Source organism: Kitasatospora sp. NPDC059408 (genome assembly GCF_042751525.1).
Classification (GTDB): domain Bacteria; phylum Actinomycetota; class Actinomycetes; order Streptomycetales; family Streptomycetaceae; genus Kitasatospora.
Map to the genome: position 1 here is coordinate 33,629 of NZ_JBHYWI010000051.1, position 20,501 is coordinate 54,129.

Below are 20,501 nucleotides of genomic sequence, written 5' to 3' on the forward strand. Positions count from 1 at the left end.
ATGCGCGCTCACGTCGTACTCCACCCCGATCTCGCGGAGTGGGTGGCCACACCGGGCGGCAGGCTCCTCTGCACCTTGGCCCGTGAGCGCGTCGCCAACGGGGGGAAGCTGGACCGCCCGATGCGCATGCGCCTGACTGCGCGCGAACGTGCCGACCTGGTCGACCTCTTCGGTACTGGTGCCGTTACCAGTCAGGGCATCCACCTCGGGCGCGCCGACGCGGTACTTCGCGGCAGCCTCCATGCGCTGCCCCTTAGGCAACTCCTCATCGGTGCGGATGGACCGATCAGGACCAAACGCGGCCAAGCCCGCTACCGCTCGATCGTCAAACGCCAGAAGGTGAACAGGGAACGCGCCGAGGCGATGGCCGCGATGGCCGATGTGCCGGAGCTCGCCACGGAACACTCCCTGCTCGAGGCGCTTCCGGATGACAACCGCAGGCTCGCCCCGGCCGGCACACGCACCGGAACCAGCCACTGGGCCACCTACTACGCCGCCGTGCGAGCCGCGGCGGAGTGGTACCGGGGCTCAAGCCGTGGCTGGAAGTACGGCGAGCGCGAACTCGCGACTCAAGCCCTCGGCGGAAGCAAGCAGTGGACCGATGCATCCAAAACCGCCTTCTCCAATCTGATCGGACGACCGTTCAGCGATGCCGTCCATACGGCGGACACCGGCCTGCGGATGACCGGTCCTGCCGAATGGCACCGCCAGGGACTCGTGGCCGACCTCTCCCTGGCCGAGCCATTCATCGAACTGCCCGGCCGAGCCGCGGCCCGGGACGGCCGGCTGGACCTCCAGGCCGTCGGGGTCCTGCTGATCGAGAACCAGGAGACCTTCGAGGCCGTCTCCTCCCGCACGTCTGTCCCCACCGAGTGGCTGTGCATCTGGACCGGGGGCTTCGCCTCTGACGCGCTGGCGATCTTCCTGCGCCATCGTGTACCGCCCTCCCTTCCAATCGCGGCCTGGGGCGACCTTGACCCTCCGGGCGTCGGGATCATCCTCAACCTCGCAGAGAAGAGCAACCGAGCCATCCGGCCGATCGGCATGGACGCGGTCCTCTACCGCAACGGTCGCAAGCTTGAGGAAGAACCAGCCGAGTTGGAACGCTGGCGAACTGCTGCCCAGGCAATGTCCGAATCCGTTCCGGCGTATTTCAAAGGGCTCGTCGCAACGATCGTCGCCCACGGGGGGATGCGCTGCGAGCAGGAAGGGCTCCACGAGCAGGTACTTCCCCACTTGCATCGATGGCTCAACGAACTTGCTCGGCGAGAATGAGGGCACTCCGTCAGGTGCTCCTTCTCTCGGACCGGGTGGTTCCGGGACCAAGGTTCGCCGCCGTGCCGGGCGTGGTGGCAGAGAGTGCGGGGCGGTGCGTGAGGCACGTCAGAACCGTCTGGAGATGACACGCTCAAGACGACACACCGCCCGGAAGATCACAGTCCGCAGTCGGCGGGTAGACGACCTTGATCCGCCGGCAGGCGCCTGCCCTGCGGGCTGGCCGGCGCCGCCGAAATGGCGGCCGTCGAGCTCGCGTGATGCCACTTGCTGAATGGCCGACAGATTCCGGTTGCGGGCAGTTACAGCAGTGGGGCGGTCGGCCTTGGGGCCACTTTGGGACCATTCGCGATGAGCGCTCATGGACGCCGATGATCCGAAACGGACACTCGTGCGCAAAGTAAACATTGATCAACTGTCAGCTGCTTGCAGTGCCATCTCCATCGGGAAGTCCCAACTCACTTTTACCTCAGGGCAGTTGAGCAACAAGAAAGCCCTGGGGGTCAAGGGGTCGCAGGTTCAAATCCTGTCGTCCCGACGTATGTGACCAGCGGGTCTGTCAGAAATGACGGACCCGCTGTTCTCGTTTGAGTGAATGGTGATGGCAGGCCTGTGGTCCCGTGACGCGCGGCCGGCTATGGGGCGTTCGAGAGGACTGGCGACTCGCCGCTGGGGATGGCGGATGGTGGCGAGGCGTCGTCCAGGGCCTGGCGCAGTGCGGTGACCGCATCGCGGGTGGCGTGCGGGAGCAGGGGCCCGTAGACGTTGACTGTGGTCGACAGCGTCGAGTGCCCCAGCGTCTTCGATCCGACGACCAGCGGGGACTTCTGAGTCGATCAGGATGCGGGCGGGCGTGGCGGTGCGCCGTCCGATTGGCAGAACACGATCCTCTCAAAGGAGGCGCTCTCCGGCAGACTTGCCCGCGTGGCCGCAGTGCACCGCTCCAGCGAGAAGACGACCCGGGCGGACAAGGTGGAGGTGGTTTTTGATTACGGCGGTGAGATTCCACCACACCAGCAGCACCTCGACGGCGTCCGCCGACGCAGCATGGCGTTGGAGCTGCCATCACTCCGCCACAACCCGCCACCGTGCGCTGCTGGTCGAATTTCAGCAGCCACCCGCTGGGAGGTCTCACGTCAGCGCTTCCGCGGGATAGGCAGGGGCTCATGGCGGTGCCAGATTAGTGAACGATCTTCGCGGCGAAGTTCCGCGGATCCCCATTCCAGGCGGACCACGCCGTCAGTCAGCGAGCAGGCGTAGGCGACGAGAACAAGTTTGGTGTCCGGCGAGAGGCGGGCGAGATCCGCATGAGGCTCGTCCTCATCCGGCAGTTCGATGTCGAGATCCAGCTCTCCCTGACGTGGGTCGGGGCCGTGCCTGCGGATGAGGTCAGCGCGAAGGCCTGACGCGCTGCGGAGTCTGGCAGCAGTCACGGGCACGTCCTTCTTCGCGTACCGGTAGGGGTAGATGACATGGCCGGCGATCACTGCGACGGTCCGCGCCTGGAGCCGCACCAGCTCAACGCCGGGGAGCTGAGAGAGGCCGGCCGATAGTTCCTCGTACTGCGCGGCGTAAAGCCCGTGTCCGTACGCTTCGAGCGTCTGCGTGTGAACGCCTTCGTGGCCGCCTTGAGCACGTTCGTGGGCCCGGACAAGGCATGCGGGCACGATTGTCGTGACCTCGGCCGCGAGGGAACCGAAGACCGTACGTGCCCACGGACTGGCGGAGTGTGCGTCCGACATGAGAATCCCCCGATCGATCGTCCTGTGACCAACTCAGGGTCTGACAATCCGCTGAACGACACGGTGGATCAAGGGCGCATCGGGGGATCTCAGGGTGCACGGAGCAGGTAGTGCTGCCTGGTGAGGCGGAGGATCATCGGGAGGAGTTTGGGACCACCCTGTGTAGGGCGGCGACGCCAGGCCGATCTTCAGTGTGGAGGACTGAGGCTGAGGTGGTGTCGGTGTCCCGGAATACGCTGGGCGGCCATGGACTGGCTGGAGCGGGTGGCGAAGCTGCGGCGGTGGACGAACAACGATGTTCGGGCGCCGCACAAACCGTTGTTGCTGTTGTACGCGCTGGGCAGCTTCCAGCGCGACGCCGATGGTGAACTGAGGTACAGCGCCGTCGAGGAGGAGCTGAAGCGGCTGCTCGACGAGTACGGGCCGTCCCATCCGACGACCCCTGCGTACCCGTTCCATCATCTGGTCAGTGACGGTGTCTGGGAGGTCAGGACCGACCATGGGCTTGGGAGCCCTGGAAGTGGGGTGCGGGTCCTCCGCTCCAGCGGCGCGACCGGAAGGCTCGCGCCCGAGTTGCGAACGGCTCTGCGGAGGGAGCCGGCGCTGCTGGGGCGGCTTGCGCGGGTGCTCCTGGACTTCCACTTCCCGTCGTCGCTGCACACCGACCTGTGCGAGGCCGTCGGTCTCGACCTGGACCTTGTCGAGACCGAGGGCATGACCGGCACCCTGGGCGGAGCAGAGCGGGCGGCGCGACGGCAGCGGGACAAGCGGATGCGTGAACTCGTCCTGACCGCCTACGAGTTCCAGTGTGCCTTCTGTGGTTACGACGGGATGCTGGGAGCGAGCACGGTGGGCCTGGAAGCAGCTCACGTGCGCTGGTGGTCCTACGACGGGCCGGACGAGGTCGACAACGGTCTGTGCCTGTGCTCCCTGCACCACAAGCTCTTCGACAAGGGCGTCCTGGGCCTGGGCGCGGGGCACCGCATACTCGTCTCGCAGCGCTTCGTCGGACGCAGCGAGGCCAGCAGGCAGCATGTGCTCGCGTTGGCCGGGCGGCCGGTCATCGGCCCGCAGGCAGGGATTCCATCGGTCGCCGGGCGCCACCGGGAGTGGCACGCCGAACAGGTCTTCCGCGGTACGCCCCGAGCGGCTCTGGGTCCGGCTCCTGTCGGCTGAGAGCGGGCCGTCCGATCGCCGACCCATCAGCGGTGGTCATGTGTCGTCCGACTCCAGCCTGCACGGCTGTTTCCGACCGTGCAGACTGGTTCGTCCCGTTTGCCTCACGTGTGATCGGTGAGTGGCAATCGGCCGCGGTCGTGCGCTGCTTCGATCCGGCCCGTCTGCTGCCCGGTGATCAGGTCCCGCAACTTGGCGCGGGTCTCCGCGTCCGTCGAGTACACGACTGTGCCGATCATTCCTCGCGTCAGCAGCACCTTGTAGGTGTTGCGGATCAGGCGGTCGATGTCGGCGTCGGTGGTGGACTTGCGGAAGACGGGGTCCTTCGACGCCGTCCGGTCGGTGATCCACCGGTCGGTCCGCCAGACGAGGTCCGGCCCGAGGATGACGCCGCTCCAGTCGTACTCGAAGCCCTGGGCGGTGTACACGCAGCCGACCTGGCCGAAGCCGGCCGGGTCGGTGGCCCAGAGTGCGGCGGGAGGGGCGCCGGCGATCGAGCGGTCGCCGTAGACGTTCCACGGCCGGGCCCAGTCACCGATGTGCACGTCGAGGGGGAGCGGGTCTCCGGGAGCGACCTTCGTGGTCCACTTCCAGCAGTATCCGGCCGACATGCGGGCGCCGTACCCCTCCGCGCGCCGGGCGTCCAGGAACGTCTCCAACTCCTGGGGGCTGTCGGCCACCTCCAGGGCGACCTTGCCGTCGGGCTCCCAATCGACGGGGCCGCCGGGTTCGAGGTCCAGGAGGCGTACCACCCAGTGCAGGTAGGCGTCGCTGCCGCCGCAGCGGAACTGGCTGTCCAGTTCGACCACTTGGCAGTCCAGGCCCTTCACGGCGGCGGCGGCCCGGATCTGGGCCACGGTGCCCATCTCGCCCGGCCGGACGACCTGGTGCTCGTCCAGCAGGAACACGGGCACTCGGGCGGCGTCGATCAGCTCCTCGATCTGGGGCTTGCCGGTGCGCTGGGCGGCCCGGGTGTAGCGGTTCGCCGACGTCTCCCGGATCCGGTGGGCCTCGTCGCAGATCAGCACGTCCAGCCCGTTGCGCTCTGCGGTCATGAAGCTGTTGAAGTACTTGAACAGGTCTTGGACCGCACGCTTCCGTGCGCCGGCGACCCGACGCATCGTGGTGGTGAACGAGCTGGACCCGGTCGCGTGTAGAGCCGTGACGCCACGCCGGTACAGATCGCCGAGAAGGGACAGCGCGATGACGCTCTTCCCGGTGCCGGGGCCGCCCGTGATGACGACGACCTCCTTGTGATCGGACTGCTGCGCCCGACGGACCGCGCGCAGCACCAGCTCGTAGGCGATCCTCTGCTCGTCCAGCAGGACGAACTGCTCGCGCTCGCGGACCTCTTCGGCGGCGACCGCCATCAGCTGCTTGGACGGGGCCACCTTGCCCGCGAGCAACTGGTCCGCCGCCTCCGCACCGGAGGCCGGCTTCAGCTTCGAGCGGAGGTACTGCACGAACTCCCCGCGGCGCTCGGCGGTGAAGAGCTGGCCGCGCTCGTCCTGCGGCACCTCGTAGAGGCCCTGGACGCCGAACTCAGTCGCGTTGTGGAGGAAGGCCACGCCGGACAGCTGCTCGGGATGAGCGGCGAGCGCGCCGTTGAAGGAGATCAGGTAGTTGCAGTAGCCGCGGACCTGCTCGATCGGGTTCAGCACCGGTCGGGTGTACGCGTCGACCCGGCAGAGCAGCGGCTCGCCGTCCTCCGGAAGCGCGCTGCTCCACTGCTTGAGCTCGACCACCACGTACGACGGTGCGCCCGTGCCCGGGTGGACGCCGGCGAGTATGACGTCCGCGCGCTTGCTGTTGAGCGGAAGCGAGTACTCGAGGAGCACCTCCACCATGCCGAGCCCGGCGTCCAGCAGAGCATTGGTCAGGACCGGGATGCTCCGCTCCCACGAACGCACCTCGGACGGGCTGGGCTTGTGGCCGTGCTTGTGGACGAACTGGTCGATGAGGCGCACGAACAGTGATCCGGCCAGGCTCTCGGCGGCGACCGCGGACGCGGAGTCGCGGAACAGCAAGGAATGCTCCCAGGCAGCACGAAGTGACTCGTGCGGGTGGGGGCATGTCCCTGGAGGGAAGCCCGGCGGGCCGCGCTGATGACAGGGCCAAATCTACAACGGAGAGCCCGAGCTCGTACCCGAGCACCTGAGCCTTCGCCAACGCGGGTTCAAATCCTGTCATCCCGCTTTGCTTTCGCAGGGCGCAGGCGGTTTCCGGTGGTTCCTCCTGTGTCCTGGACGAGCTCCAAGAGCGTGAGATGGAGCGCACTCACGCGATGGCGCTGCCGGCAGACGTCGTTCGGAGGCTGGCGCAGGACGTGGAGCGGACGCGCCGCATCGTGGACCGGATCGAACAGCTCCCGGCGAACTGGCCGGTCCTGGTCTTCGCCACCTCGGTCGAACACGCGCAGGTGCTGGCCGCGTTGCTCCAGGACCGGGGCATCACCGCCGCCTCGATCGACGGTCATACTCCTCCGAGCACGCGCCGCAGGCGCATCGCGGCCTTCCGGGGCGGCGGTATCCGGGTCCTCACCAACTTCAAGGTGCTGACTCAGGGATTCGACGCTCCCGCGGTGCGTGCCGTGGTGGTCGCCCGTCCGACCTTCAGCCCGAACACCTATATCCAGATGATTGGTCGTGGTCTGCGAGGCGAGCTCAATGGCGGGAAGGCCTCCTGCCTGATCCTCAACGTTGCCGACAACATCGAGAACTTCGGTCGGGGGTTGGCCTACACTCGCATGGAGCACCTGTGGCAGGCGTGACAGCGACGATCACGAAGACAGGGGCACGGCGGCCACCGCACTGGTCGAGAACGAGAGCACCGCGCCCGAATCGCTGGACGACAAGCTCCGTGCCGTCACCGAGGAAGCTCGCTGCGCCCACGACTGTCCGAGAGTGAGCGGCCGGCATCCGTGGCCACCCTGCCCGACCACATGTCGTGCGCATCCGCACCATCGACGTGTGTGGGTGGGAGATGCGATCATCGGTGGCTCAGGGCGTCAGCCTTCGCCGAGTTCCCGACGAGTGCAGATGGTGATCATGGAAGAGTCCCGTCGCGAACGCCTGACCTCCCTCGCCGTGTGCGCCGGGGCGGGCGGGCTCGCGCTCGGTTTGGAGCAGGCCGGGTTCGATCCCGTGCTGCTGCTGGACAACCGTCCGGTGGCCTGCGAGACGTTGAGGCTGAACCGCCCGGAGTGGCACGTCCTGGAGGCCGATCTCCTCGACTTCGTTCCGGAGGAGCACCAGGAGGTCTACGACGTGGACCTCGTGGCGGCCGGTCTGCCCCGGGTGAAGGCCAGTGCGGCGGTGGGGCGCGAGGACAGCGACGCGGAACTCCGCCTGCTCGAAGCGACGGTCATGCTCCTGCATGGTGTGCAGCCGCGTGCCCTGCTCATCGAGAACGTCTCCGAGCTGGCCGTCAAGCCCGGGTACGAACCCATCCGCTCCCAGGTCGAGGTCGAGCTCCGACACCTCGGATACACGTACGACTGGTTCGTCGTCAACGCGAAGTGGCACGGCGTGCCCCAGGACCGCAAGCAGGGGATCCTGGTGGCATTGAAGGACGACGGCATGCGTGACTTCGTGCCGCCGGCACCGAACGGTGAGCCGCCGTTGACGGTGGGGGAGGCGTTGGGCGACTCGATGGCGGCCCGCGGATGGCCGCATGCCGAGGCTTGGGCCGAGCAGGCCCGGGAGATCGCCCCGACCCTGGTCGGAGGTTCCTGGAACCGCGGTGGGCCGGATCTGGGCCCGACCGGATCGAAGCGCTCGTGGGCCCGCATGAGGGTGAACGGCGGGACCGTCGCCGACCGGGTCCCTGGGCCCGAGGACGGTTGGGACCCTTCGCCGGACGGCACGGACATGGTGAAGCTGACGGTCGAACAGGCGGCCCGGCTTCAGGGATTCCCCGACGACTGGGCCTTCGCCGGTGGGAAGACGGTCCGCTATCGGCAAGTGGGGCACGCGTCGCCGCCCCCGGTGGCCCGGGCCCTCGGGCTCGCAATCCGGGCGGCGTTGGGCCTGCCCGCACCTGCATAGCGGGACCGGGGTGACCCGAGTCGCGGTGTGACGGTGACGCCCGCGGCGGGGCAGCGCACAAGGGTGCCGTCCGCCGCAGGCGTCACTGCTCGGTGCTCAGTGGGTGAGCAGGTGTGAAAGGAAGCCGATCGACGGGTCCTCGGGGGTACCGACGATCAGGGCCCGGTCGAGCAGGCCGTTGTTGTGTTCGCAGCTGGTCTCCGGGAGCATCACGCAGGCGTGACAGGCGGCCAGGTTGGTGCCGCCCGCACCGGAGATCTCGGTCTCGATGCAGAGCGGGTCGGCGGAACACCATTCGGCGCGGTGGACGGCCGAGCGCACGGCCCGGGCGAGTCGCTCGATCTCCCCCTGGGCGACCAGTCCGCCGAGGCTCCCGGCCGAGTCGCTGGTGGCCGTGTAGATCAGGACGCCTGCCATCTCGTCGCCGGAGTAGATCCGCTCACGGAGGGAGGCGGCCGGGTACCCCGAGTCCAGGCTCCACTCGTTGATCATCACGTGCGCGAAGGTGTGCAGCAGGGCCATGCGGGGATCGGCGGGCGAGACCGGGGCCCGGGTCGGGTCGGAGGCCCGCTCGGTGAGAACCTGCTGATGGCGGTGCCGCATCCGGGCCACGCGGGCCGCGACGGCCGGGAGTTCGGCCCAGGTGTCGACCTTCTCCTCGTCGAAGCGGAGGAACACGCCCTCGCCGTGCACCTCCATGGCGGGAAGCCAGTCGGTGGGAGAGAGGGACAGCGGCGCCTCGTGGCCCTCGGAGGAGGTCTCGGGGTCGATGACCCGGGTGAAGGCCTTGAGCGCGCGGACCTCGCGGAGCTTCTTCACCAGCATCGGGGCGACGAGGCCCAGGCCGGTCAGGGGCTTCTCGTCGCCGACCGGCGGCTCGCAGACGAACTGCTCGGTATGGTGGCCGAACTCCTCGGGGTTGCCGGCGCACAGGCGTTGGTACTCGAGGTCGCGCAGGGCCCGGTAGCGCTGCTCCTGGTCGCGGTCGGGAGCGTCTTCGCCGGAGGGGTCCTCGGCCTCCATGGCAGCGACCAGGTCCAAGGCTTCCTGGGCGGTCACCGGAGAGGGCACCCCGTCGAAGATGTGCTTCAGGTGGATCTCCATCTCCACGAGGCTGGTGCAGTCGCGGAGCTTGTCCCAATGCTTGTCCAGGGCGTTCACCCTGGTGTCGCTCCACGGCGGGATGGACAGGGCCGAGCGGAGCACCGGCTGCCAGACGGAGGACGAACCGCGCTGGAGGGTACGGGGTGTCAGGAGGCAGGAGTCCTTGGGTGCGTCCTTCAGCCACGGCCGTTCGCCCTTGCAGCCGATGTTCAGCTCCTTGAGGGCGCCGGCCCGGAAGGATCCCTCCATGGACACCTCGGGCACTCCGCAGGAACAGGAGAGCACCACCGAGCGAAGCGACGAGGTTCGGCCCGACGACCGGAGGCTCATCCGGCCGTCACAGGTGACGACCGTGCCTTCCCCGCGCAGTCGTCGGTGCAGCCAAGCCCGGTACGGGAAGTCGGAGATGTGCCCGTCCTCGCAGGCGACCACGAAGCGGGAGGGGACCAGTGGCTCGGCGCACTCGCCGCACTCGTTGCGTCCGGGAGGTGGGTTGAACTTGCCCACGTGGTCCAGGGCGTGACACTCGGGGCAATGGTGCCAGAGCGGGAAGCGGCGGACCCGGATGCCGTCCCGACTGTCGTCGGCGGAGGCGGGTGGAAGCCGGAAGTGTCGCACGTCCAACACCCGGGCGAGGCGGGGCTCGCGGATCACCGGTGCCTCGTCGTGGGGCCAGTGCTCCGCGGCACCGTCGATGCCCGCGACGATGAAGGACTCCTGGTCGACGGCGATGAGCGACCCCACGCCGTAGGTGGTGATGGCCTGGGCCCGGCGGACCGCACCGCGGCGGGGCAGATTGCGGGCCGGTGCGGTGGAGCCGTCGGTGCCGCGCCGGCGGCGGGACGGGGGCGGGGTCATCGGGATGCCTCCATGAACAGGGCGGACTCGGCGTCGACGTCGCGCAGGGACCACAGGGTCTCCCATGCCTCGACGTCCTCCAAGGCGTCGTTGTAGGGCTTGAGCAGCGAGGGGACGGAGCGCCCGCGCTTCGGTTCGTAGTACAGACCGCCGTGCGCCTCGGCCTCGTCGTACCACCAGTCCACGAACTCGTCGAAGGCCGCGGCGACGTGGGCGACCTCCTTGGCTGCGGTGTCCGCCGGGGAGACCCTCGCGACCCGTTCGAGGATCAGCGGGCGGATCGTCTCCCGCAGCTCGTCCCGGAAGAGGTGGATCCTCCCCGCGTCCTCGTCCCTGCGGGCGGCGGGGATCGCGATGCGGGCCAGGGCGACGATCACCGCGTGCAGTCCGCGGGCGCGTGCGCGGGCCGAGAAGGGCGTCACCGAGGTGGACTCGACCTCGCGGTAGAGCGCGGAGTGGAAGTGCTGGAAGTTCTCGTAGTGCGAACGGTCCCGTGAGCGGCCGGCGTTGAGCATCACCGCGACCAGACCGGGGTGGGCGCGGCCCACCCGGCTGGTGGCCTGGATGTATTCGGCGGTGGTCTGAGGCTGGCCCATGACGGCCATCAGGCCGAGCCGGTCCACGTCCACGCCGACGGCGATCATGTTCGTGGCGAGGAGGACGTCCACCACGTCCGCCGCGTCGTCCGCCAGCCGGCGCTCGATCTGCTTGAGACGGGCCGGGATCTCGCTGGCGTCGACCCGGCTGGTCAGCTCGGAGTGGTTGCCGACGGATCGCGGTGCGCACCCGTCGCGGTCGGCGAGGTGGTCCAGGTAGGCCACGACGTCGTCGTGCACCTGGAGTTCGGCAGCGGACAGCAGACGCAGGCTGTTGAAGTAGCCGACCAGCGTCCAGTACGCGTCCCGCACCTCGTCCGTGGTGTCGGCACGCATTGCCTGGTGGAGCAGGGTGGCGTAGGTGCGGATCAGCAGGGTGGACTGGCTGGTGCCCGGGGCGAGCAACCCCACGTAGCGGCGGGACGCCTTCTCGCTCGCCGGCGTCTCCACGGCGAACCAGGAGTCGCGGGCGTCCAGACCGGCGGGCGGGAACTGCCGGACCTCGCGGGAGAACAGTGCCCTGCCCTGGTCGGCGGCCCGGCGGATGGTCGCGGTCGAGGCGATGACCTTGGGGCGGTCGGCGAGGACGTCGACGGCCGTCTCGTACAGGCCGGTCAGGGTGCCCAGCGGGCCGGAGATCAGGTGCAGTTCGTCCTGCACGATCAACTCCGGTGGAGGGGTGGCGTCCTGACGGTCCCGGTTGAAGAGGGCGGCGGTCTGCGCGCGCCAGGGCATCGAGGCGAACTTGTCGACGGTCGCGATCACCAGGGTGGGCCGGGCCGCGTACACCGCCTGGTCGACCAGGTGTACGGGCAGTCCGTCGGAGAAGTCGCAGTTCGCACCGGGGCAACGCACGTCCATCCGTTGGGCTTCGTCGTCCACCGAGTAGTGGTGGGCGTCGAGGGCGGTGCCGCACCACGGACAGGCGTGCAGTTGGACGGGGTTCTCCTTCTGGAGCACCCGGCCGGAGCGGGCGGTACCGAGCTGCCGGGCGGCGACGTCCAGGGTGTTCGGGGTGGCGGAACGCCCCACCCACATGCCGATGGAGATCTCCTCGTGGCCCAGCTCGCCGGGGTTCTCCCGACGCATCCGTTCCATTGCACAGATCAGGATGGCTGCGCGTTCGAACTGCTGCAGCGTCAGGAGGCGCAGGGTGTAGCGCATGAGGACGGTGACACCGCCACCCGCCGTGTCCAGGCGCATCCGGCGCAGGAAGGTGGTCAGCGCGATCAGGCCCAGGTACGCCTCGGTCTTGCCACCACCGGTGGGGAACCAGAGAAGGTCGGACACACCACGGTCGGGGTGCTTCGGATCGTCCACCCCGGCCAGGCAGAGCAGTACGAAGGCGATTTGGAAGGGTCGCCAGCGCGCCGAGGCCGGGTCCGGCTCGCCCGCTCGGCCGTTCTTGACCCAGGCGGCCCTGGCACGCTGGGTCGCCATCGCCCGGTTGGCCAGGCGGAACGCCCGCATCAGGTCGGGCTTGTCGTGCAGCAGGGCGATGCCCCCGCGGATCCGAGCCAGGGCCTCCTCGCACGCGTGGACCTGGTCGTCGGCGGCCTGCTCGTACGGGGTGCCGGCGAGGGCGGCGGCTTCGTCCCGCTTCCGGTCGATCCACCGTTCGTAGCCCAGGGCGAGCCCTTCCAGAGCGGAGGTCACCTCGGCGTCGTCGGCTTCGGCGAGTCCGAGCATGGTGAGAGCGCTCGCGTCGATCGTCGGGTTGGAGTCGGTGAGCAGCACTTCGTGGGTGGGCACGAACTCGGTGCGGACCTCGGCCACGCCCGCTCGCACCACGTCGGTGAGGCCGATCGGAGACGGGGTCCAGTCCCACACGGCCGCGCAGCCGTGGCCCGCGGCGAAGGTGGGGGCGTGGCGGTGCAGCAGTCGGCTGGTCTCCAGCTCGGAATCGACGGCGGACAGCGCGCCCGGGCGCTCCACGAAGGCGCTCGATCCGTTGCCGGCCCGGACCGTCAGCCCGGTCTGGAAGAGGGCGAAGGCGTCCTGCAGTTCGCGCTCGCCGACCTTCTGGATGTTCACCAGGGTGACCGTGACGGTGACCGTACCGGTCTCCGGCGAGGGCCGGCGGACGTTGACCTCCAGCCGGGCCGTGCCGTCGAGCAGGTCGCGGGAGGCACCGCGGCCCGGGTACGTCACGTCGACCGTGGTATCCGGCAGGTCCAGCTCGACCCGGCGCCAGTGCTCCCGCTGGTCGGCGGTGGTGCGGGCCTCGCTCCGGCGGGCCGAGACCTTGCGCCCTTCGGAGTCCTCCGGCTCGTATGCGGCGGCGCGGGCCGAGACCACGATCTCCCGGCATGCGTCGAGGTCGACCGCGAAGGTCAGGCCGACGGAGGACGGACGGCGGTCGCCGGCGTTGGGGCGTTCGGCGGCCGCCCCGGATTCGTCGGGGCTGTCCGCCCTGCTCACGGGTTCCTCGTCGAGGCCGTCCTGCTCGGCGGCGTCTTCCAGGAGGCGACGGCCCGCCGCGGAGTCCGCCGGGCGGGGGAAGAGCACGCCGATCGGATAGCGGGTGATCGGAGCGTCCTGGTCGAGGACCTCGGCGCGGTCCTCGACGGAGGCGTCGGTGTCGGGGCCGAGCAGCTCTCGGCGGAGCCGGGCCACCAGGTCCTCGCGGACCTCGTAGTGCCCGGCGTGCCGTCCTGCGTGGATGGTCATTCCTGCTCCTCCTCGGTTCCGGCGGCGTGCCGGAACCGTCCGATTCCACTGATGCGGGGGGCGATCCACACCCCTTGGTCGCCCAGGCCCGCGTTGGTTCCGGCCGCCCGGCTGCCCGCGACCGATTCCAGGCAGTCGATCCGCAGTCCGGAGACCTCCACGGGCCAGCGGATTTCCCAGTTCGTGCCGACCTTCAGGACGGAGTGCAAATGGCTCCTGAAGGCTTCGGAGGCGTCGCCGATCTCCCGATCTCCGTGCAGCAAGGCGTACCGGGGGCTCTGCTCGGGGCCGGTGGGGAGGTCGTCGCGCAACCGGAAGGTCACCGCGTCGCCCGGACGCACCCGCTCCAGCAGGTAGGCCTGGGCCGCGGGGGCATCGACCGGGGCGTCGGCAGGTTCCAGCGTGTCCACGTCGCCGGCCCGCACCTCGACCCCGTCGCGGCGCCACCGGTGACTCGGGTTCGGGACTCCCCGGTACCACCGTCCGGTCGGCCTGTGCCGGAGCACCGTCGCCGTGTCGGGCGCGGCGAGCCGGTACAGGTCCTCCCGAGCGCGGGTCATCGCCACGTAGAGCGCGCGCGCCTCGGCCGGGACGTCGAGCTCGGTGGTCCGGCGGCGCAGTTCGGTCATGGCCGGCGGGTTGAGCAGGACCACCCGGTCGAACTCCAGGCCCTTGGAGCGGTGCACCGTGGACACCACCAGGTGCGCGGGTTCCGGATCCGCCAGCTCGTCCGGGAACCGGCGCTCCACCACCAGACGGCGCAGCCGCGCCACGTCGAGCGTGCCGCGACCGGCGCCGCGTGCCGCTACCCGCAGGGAGCGCCACACGCGGTCGACGTCGGTCCCTTCGGGCAACGGGATCGCCGTGAGCAGTGCGCGCAGCTGCTGCTCGTCGAGAGTGACGGCCCGGGTGCGACGGAGCACTTCGGCGACCCAGTACGGCACCGGTCGGTCCTGGAGCGAACGTCGCAGGGCGTGCGGGACCGCTTGGGTGTGCAGGAGTTCCGAGAGCACCAGCGCCTGTCGGTTGTCCCGGCACAGGATCGCGCAGGTGCCCGGGAACGACCGGAGCGAGTCCAGGGTGAAGGAGTTGGTGAGCGGACCCAGGTCGGGGAGGCCGAGGAGGAGTTCGCGCAGCTCCCCGTGGAGGCGCTCGGCGGACGCGTCCGCGCCCTCGGCGGCACTGCCGATGCCCTGGACGGCGGGGCCGAGCGGGAGCGCGGTGCGGGCCTCGGGGGTGACCGACCGGAAGTTCCGGGTCAGGCGGAGCTCGACCAGGTCGTCCGCGAAGGAGACCCGCACCCAGCGCAGGAAGAGGTCGGCACGATCGGCGTACTCCTCCGGGTCCTCGATCTGGAAGTCGTAGATCGCCTGGGCCGGGTCGCCGACCAGGGTGAACCCGCAGGAATCCTGGAGCCGGTCGAGCAGCGACTCCACCATCTCCCGGCGAGCACCCACCAGGTCCTGCACCTCGTCGACGACGACGTGCGCGGGAGGGCCGGCCTCCAGGGCTTCGAGCGCACCCTTCTCGATCGCCTCGGTGGCGGCCCGGATGCGTTCGGCGAAGGAGAGCGCCGACCACTCCCCGTCCGGGTACGCCTGCAGCAGCAGGGAGTACGCCCAGGAATCGAAGGTCTGGACCCGTACCCGTCGAGCGTGTTCTCCGTGCCGGGCGATCCGGTCCCGCAGCTCGCGGACCGCGGCACGGGAGAAGCTGAGGACCAGCAGCTCGGAGGCCTCCAGCGCCTCGTCCGGGTCGGTGCGGCCGATGAGCGCGTCCATGCGACGCACCAGCGTGTGGGTCTTGCCCGTGCCCGCGCCGGCGGTGACCAGGATCCGGGCGTCCCACGGCTGGTCGACGACGGCCTGCTGTTCGGCGGTGAGGGCGGGGCCGTCCGCAGGGGAGAGGGTCATCGGGCGCTCCACAGGTGCTCGAACCGGGTGAACGCGAGGGCGCTGTCGAAGTTCCGGATGTTGTCGCGGACGTTGAGGATGAGGCAGGTGTCCTTGCCGCCGTTGCGGGGCCCGCGCAGACCGCGTCCGATCATCTGCTGGTACACGTTCGGGCTGTAGACGGGGCGGGCGACGACCACCGCGCGGGTGGCCGGCGCGTCGAACCCCTGGGTGAGGACGCCGTAGTTGGTGAGCACCCGCACCCGGCCGTCTCGGAACTCCCGGATCCGGGCCCGGCGGTCGGCGTCGGAGGTGGTCGCGTCCACCGAGGTCGCGGAGATCTTCTGGTCCATCAGCATGGCCGCCAGGAGCTTGGCGTGCTCCACCGAGGTGGCGAACACCAGGACGGGCCAGTTCTCGTCCATCGCCGCGACCTCCTCGACGATGCGGCGGCTGCGGTCGTGGTCCTCCGCCAGTCGCTGTTCGGCGGCCTTGGACAGCAGGCTGAACTGCTCGGCGCTCTCACGCTCCTGGCGGGACAGTTCGATGATGCCGCCGGTCAACTCCCGGTGCTCGACGCGTGCCAGCACGCCGATCTCCTGGAGGTGACCGTAGGCATCGTCGGAGGGGAAGACTCCCTCGTCCAGCCGGCGCGCGCCGAACCTGTTGACCAACCGGCGGGTCTCCTCCTCGTTGTGGCCCCGGAACGGTGTGGCGGTGAGACCGAGCAGGTGCCGATCGGTCCGGTGCTGGGTCAGACCGAGCAGGCTCAGGATCTCGGTGTAGCTCGGGCTGGTCGCCACGTGAGCCTCGTCCACCACCACCAGGGCGGCCTCGCGCAACCAGGCGTAGCGGTCGGTCTCGAGGCACACCCGCAGTTTGGCGTCGGTGGCCACCACGAGCTGCGGACCGTCCGTGATCGGGGCGGCCTCGTTCGAGGTCCACAGCCGGTTGATCGTCAGCCGATCCTGCGCGCCGGCCTTGCTCCAGACGAACTGCCAGCTCTGCACGGCCTGCTCGCACAGTTCCTCGGTCTGGGCGATCCACAGGATCGGGCCCTTGAGCGTGCCCGTCTGCTTGACCCAGCGGATGACGGCCTCGGCGGTGACGCGGGTCTTTCCGGCGCCGGTGGGCAGCGAGAGCATGGCCCGCTGCGGGGCGAGTCGGTCCAGCATCTCGAAGATGTTGAGCGCGAGCCGTTCCTGGTAGTCGTGCAGGCGCGGGAAGTCCCGGGGGCCCTCCACGGTCAGGCTCTGTTCCAGGGCGGGGGCTCGGTGGCCTGCGAACGGCGCGGGCAGACCGAGTTCGGCGACGAAGGAGACCGCGGCTGGCCCTCCGCTGTAGGAGGACGGGGCGCTGGGGAAGCGCTCCTGGATGTCGCGCGTGTGGGTCTTCAACACGGTGTCGCCGTGCGCGTTGAACGCCATCTGTGCGATCCGCCGACCGGTGGGCTCCTGCCCGTCCGGGTCCTGGCGTTCGGCATCCATGAGGCCGGCAGGGAGCCGGTCTCGCAGGGCCTCCGCGCCGATCAGCAGTTCCAGCTTGGTCGTCACGTCCGTGGCCTCGCGGATCGCCTTGAGCGCGGACCGCACCTTCTCGTCCTGCTCCTGACGGGCTTGGGCCTCCAGGAGGGACCGGCAGCCGGCCTCTCCCATCCGCAGACCCAATTCGCGATCCACCGCCCGGAGCGTGCCCAGCCGGTCCAGCGAGTCCAGGACCTTGATCACGTTGTTCTGGCGGGCGCTCTCCAGGGATTTCGCCCGTGCGCCGTGCGGAGTGCGGACGACCTCCTCCAGCGTGGAGCAGCGCAGCAGGGAGTACGTGCCGACGGAAGTGCCCATCTTCTGTCGCAGCGTCGGGAACTCCTCGACCAGCGGAACCGGTTCCACGCTCGACTCGTGCCGGGTCTCCCGACTCACGACGTCGTCGTGGCGCAGCATGCCCCAGTGCTCGACCATGAGGTCGGCGGACTCCTGGTTCGGCATCAGCAGCGCAGGCACCCGTTCGGTCTGCAAGGAGCGGTACTCCTCCGGGTTCGCGGCCACGGCGATCTCGCTGTCCGCCCGGGTGTCCCAGGCGTTGCCGACCCGGCACCGGGTCAGCGAGTCCTCGGGGAAGGGGATCTCCAGCCGGGTCAGCAGGGCGTAGGTGGATCCGACGAACGTGTCGTCCTCACTCTCCTGAAGCTTCTCCAGGAGCTGCTCCCACTGCTTCGGACGGACCTTCTCGACGCTGTCGGCGAGCCCCAGCTTCCGGGCCTTCTCGCCGCTGATCGACGCGACCGGAAGCACGTCGCGATAGGCGCCGAGCTGTGGCCCCACGGCCTCCTTGAGGGGCTTGAGGCCCTGCGAGGTCTCGACCAGTCCGTGTCGGGAGAGCATCCAACGGATGGGGGACGACACCGATCGGCGGGAGTCGACCTGAGCCCCGATCTGCCGGGTCCAGTGCTCGACCAGCGCGTCCTCGGGCAGCTCCCGGAGGAAGGCTGCGCGTGCGGGCTCCGAGAGACGGGGCAGCAGGTGGAGCGGCCCGCCGACGGGCGAGCCCTCGATCCTGATCCTGGCCAGGGTCGGTCGACTCGCCCGGTCGTCCAGCGTGCGGCAGTACGCCGCGTGCACGGCCGTCCGGTACTCCTCGAACCAGGGCTCCTCCTCGGGCCTGTGCTTGCCGGTCGGGCGGTCCCGCAGGCCCAACTCGCGGAAGAATCCCGCGTCGTCGGAGTGGAAGCGCATGTCCACCGCGATCGCGGGGTCGCTCTCCGCGGCGACGACGACACCGGGGAGCATGCACTCGCGCATGGCGTGGAAATGGCCGTCAGCCGTTCGCACCATCAGCGTCTCCAGCGGCGACTCCACCCGCTTGGTCACCTCGTGGCCCACGACGGAGGCGCCCGCACGGTGGAAGAGCTCCCAGAACCGGTTCCACTCCTGCGGGCCGTACGAGCCGAAGCCCTGGTCGAGGACGCTCACGAAACGCCCCCGGACGTCGGCCTCCTGGATGCCGAGAGCGGTGAGGGCGGAGTGCAGCGACAGGTCGTCGGACAGAGCGCGATCCACGTAGACCAGCGACTCCCGCAGGCCGTCCTCCTCGGTCCGGCGGTACACTTCGCGTCCCCGCGGGGCGACCAGGCCGTTCTCCTCGGTGAGTACGATCCTGGCCGTGCGGGCCTCGGCGGCGCAGCCGGCGTTCGAAGCGATCATGTCGGCGACGATCCGGATCGCGGCCGCCGAAGCCTCCGCGGTGCCGTCGGAGACCAGCGCCTCCAGCCACTCGACGATCGAGGCCCGCTGCCGACGGGCCGCGGCGAGGATGTGCTGGACCTTGCCCGTCCGCAGGTCGGTGGCCTCGGCCGAGGGGTGCACCCAGTTGCGCGGGCGCCCCGGGTACGCGTGCCAGGCCCGCAGCCAGCGGTTGACCGCAGTGCTGTCCTTCCCCAGATCCGGGTGGATGTTCAGGCCGGCCGGAACGCGCAGGACACCGTCCTGGTCGGGCAGCGACGGGCGCACCGCGGTGGTGGCCCAGATCTGCTCGGTGAGCAGCCGGTCGGCCCAACTGATCGTCTCCACGCCCTTGGAACGGCCCGGCAACAGCGGGAGGTACGCCCCGGGGTCTTCCGCCGGCGCGAGTTCGGGCAGGGAATCGACCACCAGACCGGCGGCGGTCCGGATCATCTCGACGTTGAACGGCGAGGAGTCCAGCAGGTTCTGCCTGTCCTCGTTGGTCTTCCACGCCCCGTTCAGGATGCCGCTGAGAGTCATCTCGTACTTGGTCGGGAAGAACGACCAGAACCGGCCGCGCCCCCGCGCGTCGGCGGCGCCGAGCAGTCCGGTCCGCTCGTCCGGGCTGTACGCCGGGACCGCCCAGGCCAGGTCGACGGTCAGTCGGTCGTGCAGCTCGCCGGCGTCGCGCCGGGCGACCTCGGTGGGCTCGTGGGTGCGGGTGAAGACCCGCCACTGCGACGTTGCCGGCGGCTTGCCGACCCGCTCCTCGTGGATCGTGTGCAGGCTGCCGGCTCGCTCGGAGCGCAGCGCCCGGCGTGCGATCGGACGGGGCCGGCGGTCCTCCAGGCCGACCTGCCCCACGTGCGGGGAGAAGAGGTGGAAGCCGGAGGGGAACTCCTCGCGGGTGTCGTGACCGGCCACGCCCTGGTGCCCGTGCATGTCCTTGCCCAGCCGGTCGGCGGCGCCGGGGAGCAGCGGCAGGCGGACCACCGTGGTGGCCCACTCCAGCAGTTCGTCCAATACCTGGTCGCGGAGGCGCTCGGCGACCATGTCCAGCTCGCGGGCCATGCGCAGTACGGGCGCCTCGAAGTCCTCGCCGAGCCGCTCGCGCACACCGGGAACGTTGCGGATCAACTCGTAGGACCAGGCCCGGTCGAAGCCGAAGCTCCCTTCGAGGCAGAAGAATTCGGGTGCGTCCGTCACCACCAGGACGGACTTCACCCCCACGCCGAACCTGCCGATCTGCCCGCCGCGCTTGCGGGACATGCTCATGCGCAGGATGGTCTCCGCGCCCTCGGGGGTCACCGGGTTGCCCTGGTTGGCGCAGTACAGGTGGGTTTCGGTGAGGACGACGTGGATCCGGCCGCCGGGCTCGTCACGCAGCTCGTCGGCCGCGTTCTGGACGAGCTCGAAGAGCTGGCGGTCGCCGTACCCGCCCTGGGTGATGCGGCGTTCGCCGTTGGCGTGTTCGGGGATCAGGCCCGCGTCGATGCCGTACGTCTCCAGGACGCGGAGGGACTGTTCGACGACGGTGCGGATCACGGGGGACTGCAGGTCGGCCACGGATGGTTCCACTTCGGGTGCGGAGGGAGAGGTCGGGCGGCGCTGTACGTCGGACGTTCCGTCAACGGTCCTGGTGCACGGTGAACATGGCGGTGCGGCAGATGAACTGAATGGCACGCGGGGAATTCTGCGGGGACACCGGGGTTACCTGCGCTTTCGCTTTCGTGGACCATGCGACGAAGTGGTGCGAGGTGGGGCAGGAGGGAAAGCGGACCGCGCGAGAATCCACGGAATCCAGGAAGCGATTCCGGAGGCGGCCGTAATGAATTCCCCCCAGGAAAACAACGAAGCCGGGCCCATTCGAGGGCCACTTCCACGACGTTCGCCGTGGAAGTGGCGACAAGTCTGCCACGGGCTC

10 protein-coding genes are annotated in these 20,501 nt (G+C 69.7%); 4 read left to right on the top strand and 6 right to left on the bottom strand.

Annotation, left to right across the window (positions count from 1 at the left end):
* Entirely contained in the window at nucleotides 1–1,275 is a 1,275-nt protein-coding gene (locus ACFXDE_RS29025; protein ID WP_380497636.1) for a Wadjet anti-phage system protein JetD domain-containing protein, read from the top strand.
* A gap of 1,136 nt (nucleotides 1,276–2,411) precedes the next feature.
* Here ACFXDE_RS29025 and ACFXDE_RS29030 read toward each other — a convergent pair.
* Entirely contained in the window at nucleotides 2,412–3,017 is a 606-nt protein-coding gene (locus tag ACFXDE_RS29030) for a hypothetical protein (RefSeq protein ID WP_380497637.1), read from the bottom strand.
* Nucleotides 3,018–3,263: 246 nt separating this feature from the next.
* Here ACFXDE_RS29030 and ACFXDE_RS29035 point away from each other — a divergent pair, with 246 nt between their 5' ends.
* Complete coding sequence (locus ACFXDE_RS29035; protein ID WP_380497638.1) at nucleotides 3,264–4,193, top strand: phosphorothioated DNA-binding restriction endonuclease; 930 nt, start codon at nucleotides 3,264–3,266, stop codon at nucleotides 4,191–4,193.
* A 104-nt stretch (nucleotides 4,194–4,297) separates the two neighbouring features.
* On the opposite strand, the gene ACFXDE_RS29040 is transcribed toward ACFXDE_RS29035, so the two are convergent.
* A complete protein-coding gene (locus ACFXDE_RS29040) occupies nucleotides 4,298–6,220 on the bottom strand; it encodes a DNA/RNA helicase domain-containing protein (protein WP_380497639.1) in 1,923 nt (640 codons plus the stop codon).
* Between the two features lie 239 nt (nucleotides 6,221–6,459).
* Between ACFXDE_RS29040 and ACFXDE_RS29045 the strand changes: the two genes are divergently transcribed.
* Nucleotides 6,460–6,963 (top strand): DEAD/DEAH box helicase, encoded by a 504-nt coding sequence (locus tag ACFXDE_RS29045; RefSeq protein WP_380497640.1) that lies wholly within the window; start codon nucleotides 6,460–6,462, stop codon nucleotides 6,961–6,963.
* Nucleotides 6,964–7,231: 268 nt separating this feature from the next.
* Nucleotides 7,232–8,239: a DNA cytosine methyltransferase gene (locus ACFXDE_RS29050; protein WP_380497658.1), complete on the top strand. Its 1,008-nt coding sequence runs from the start codon at nucleotides 7,232–7,234 to the stop codon at nucleotides 8,237–8,239.
* A gap of 96 nt (nucleotides 8,240–8,335) precedes the next feature.
* Here ACFXDE_RS29050 and drmB read toward each other — a convergent pair whose 3' ends face one another.
* Genes drmB through ACFXDE_RS29070 form a run of 4 tightly spaced genes read right to left on the bottom strand, consistent with a single transcriptional unit; the run spans nucleotide 8,336 to nucleotide 20,143 of the window.
* A complete protein-coding gene (gene drmB, locus ACFXDE_RS29055) occupies nucleotides 8,336–10,201 on the bottom strand; it encodes a DrmB family protein (protein ID WP_380497641.1) in 1,866 nt (621 codons plus the stop codon).
* Nucleotides 10,198–13,467 carry a helicase-related protein gene (locus ACFXDE_RS29060; protein ID WP_380497642.1) on the bottom strand — a complete coding sequence of 1,090 codons (3,270 nt, stop codon included), beginning with the start codon at nucleotides 13,465–13,467 and terminating at the stop codon, nucleotides 10,198–10,200. Before ACFXDE_RS29060 ends, drmB begins: the two co-directional genes overlap by 4 nt.
* Complete coding sequence (locus ACFXDE_RS29065; protein WP_380497643.1) at nucleotides 13,464–15,380, bottom strand: UvrD-helicase domain-containing protein; 1,917 nt, start codon at nucleotides 15,378–15,380, stop codon at nucleotides 13,464–13,466. The genes ACFXDE_RS29060 and ACFXDE_RS29065 overlap by 4 nt, the downstream gene beginning before the upstream one ends.
* Nucleotides 15,377–20,143 carry a DEAD/DEAH box helicase gene (locus ACFXDE_RS29070; RefSeq protein WP_380497644.1) on the bottom strand — a complete coding sequence of 1,589 codons (4,767 nt, stop codon included), beginning with the start codon at nucleotides 20,141–20,143 and terminating at the stop codon, nucleotides 15,377–15,379. Before ACFXDE_RS29070 ends, ACFXDE_RS29065 begins: the two co-directional genes overlap by 4 nt.
* Nucleotides 20,144–20,501 lie beyond the last annotated feature (358 nt).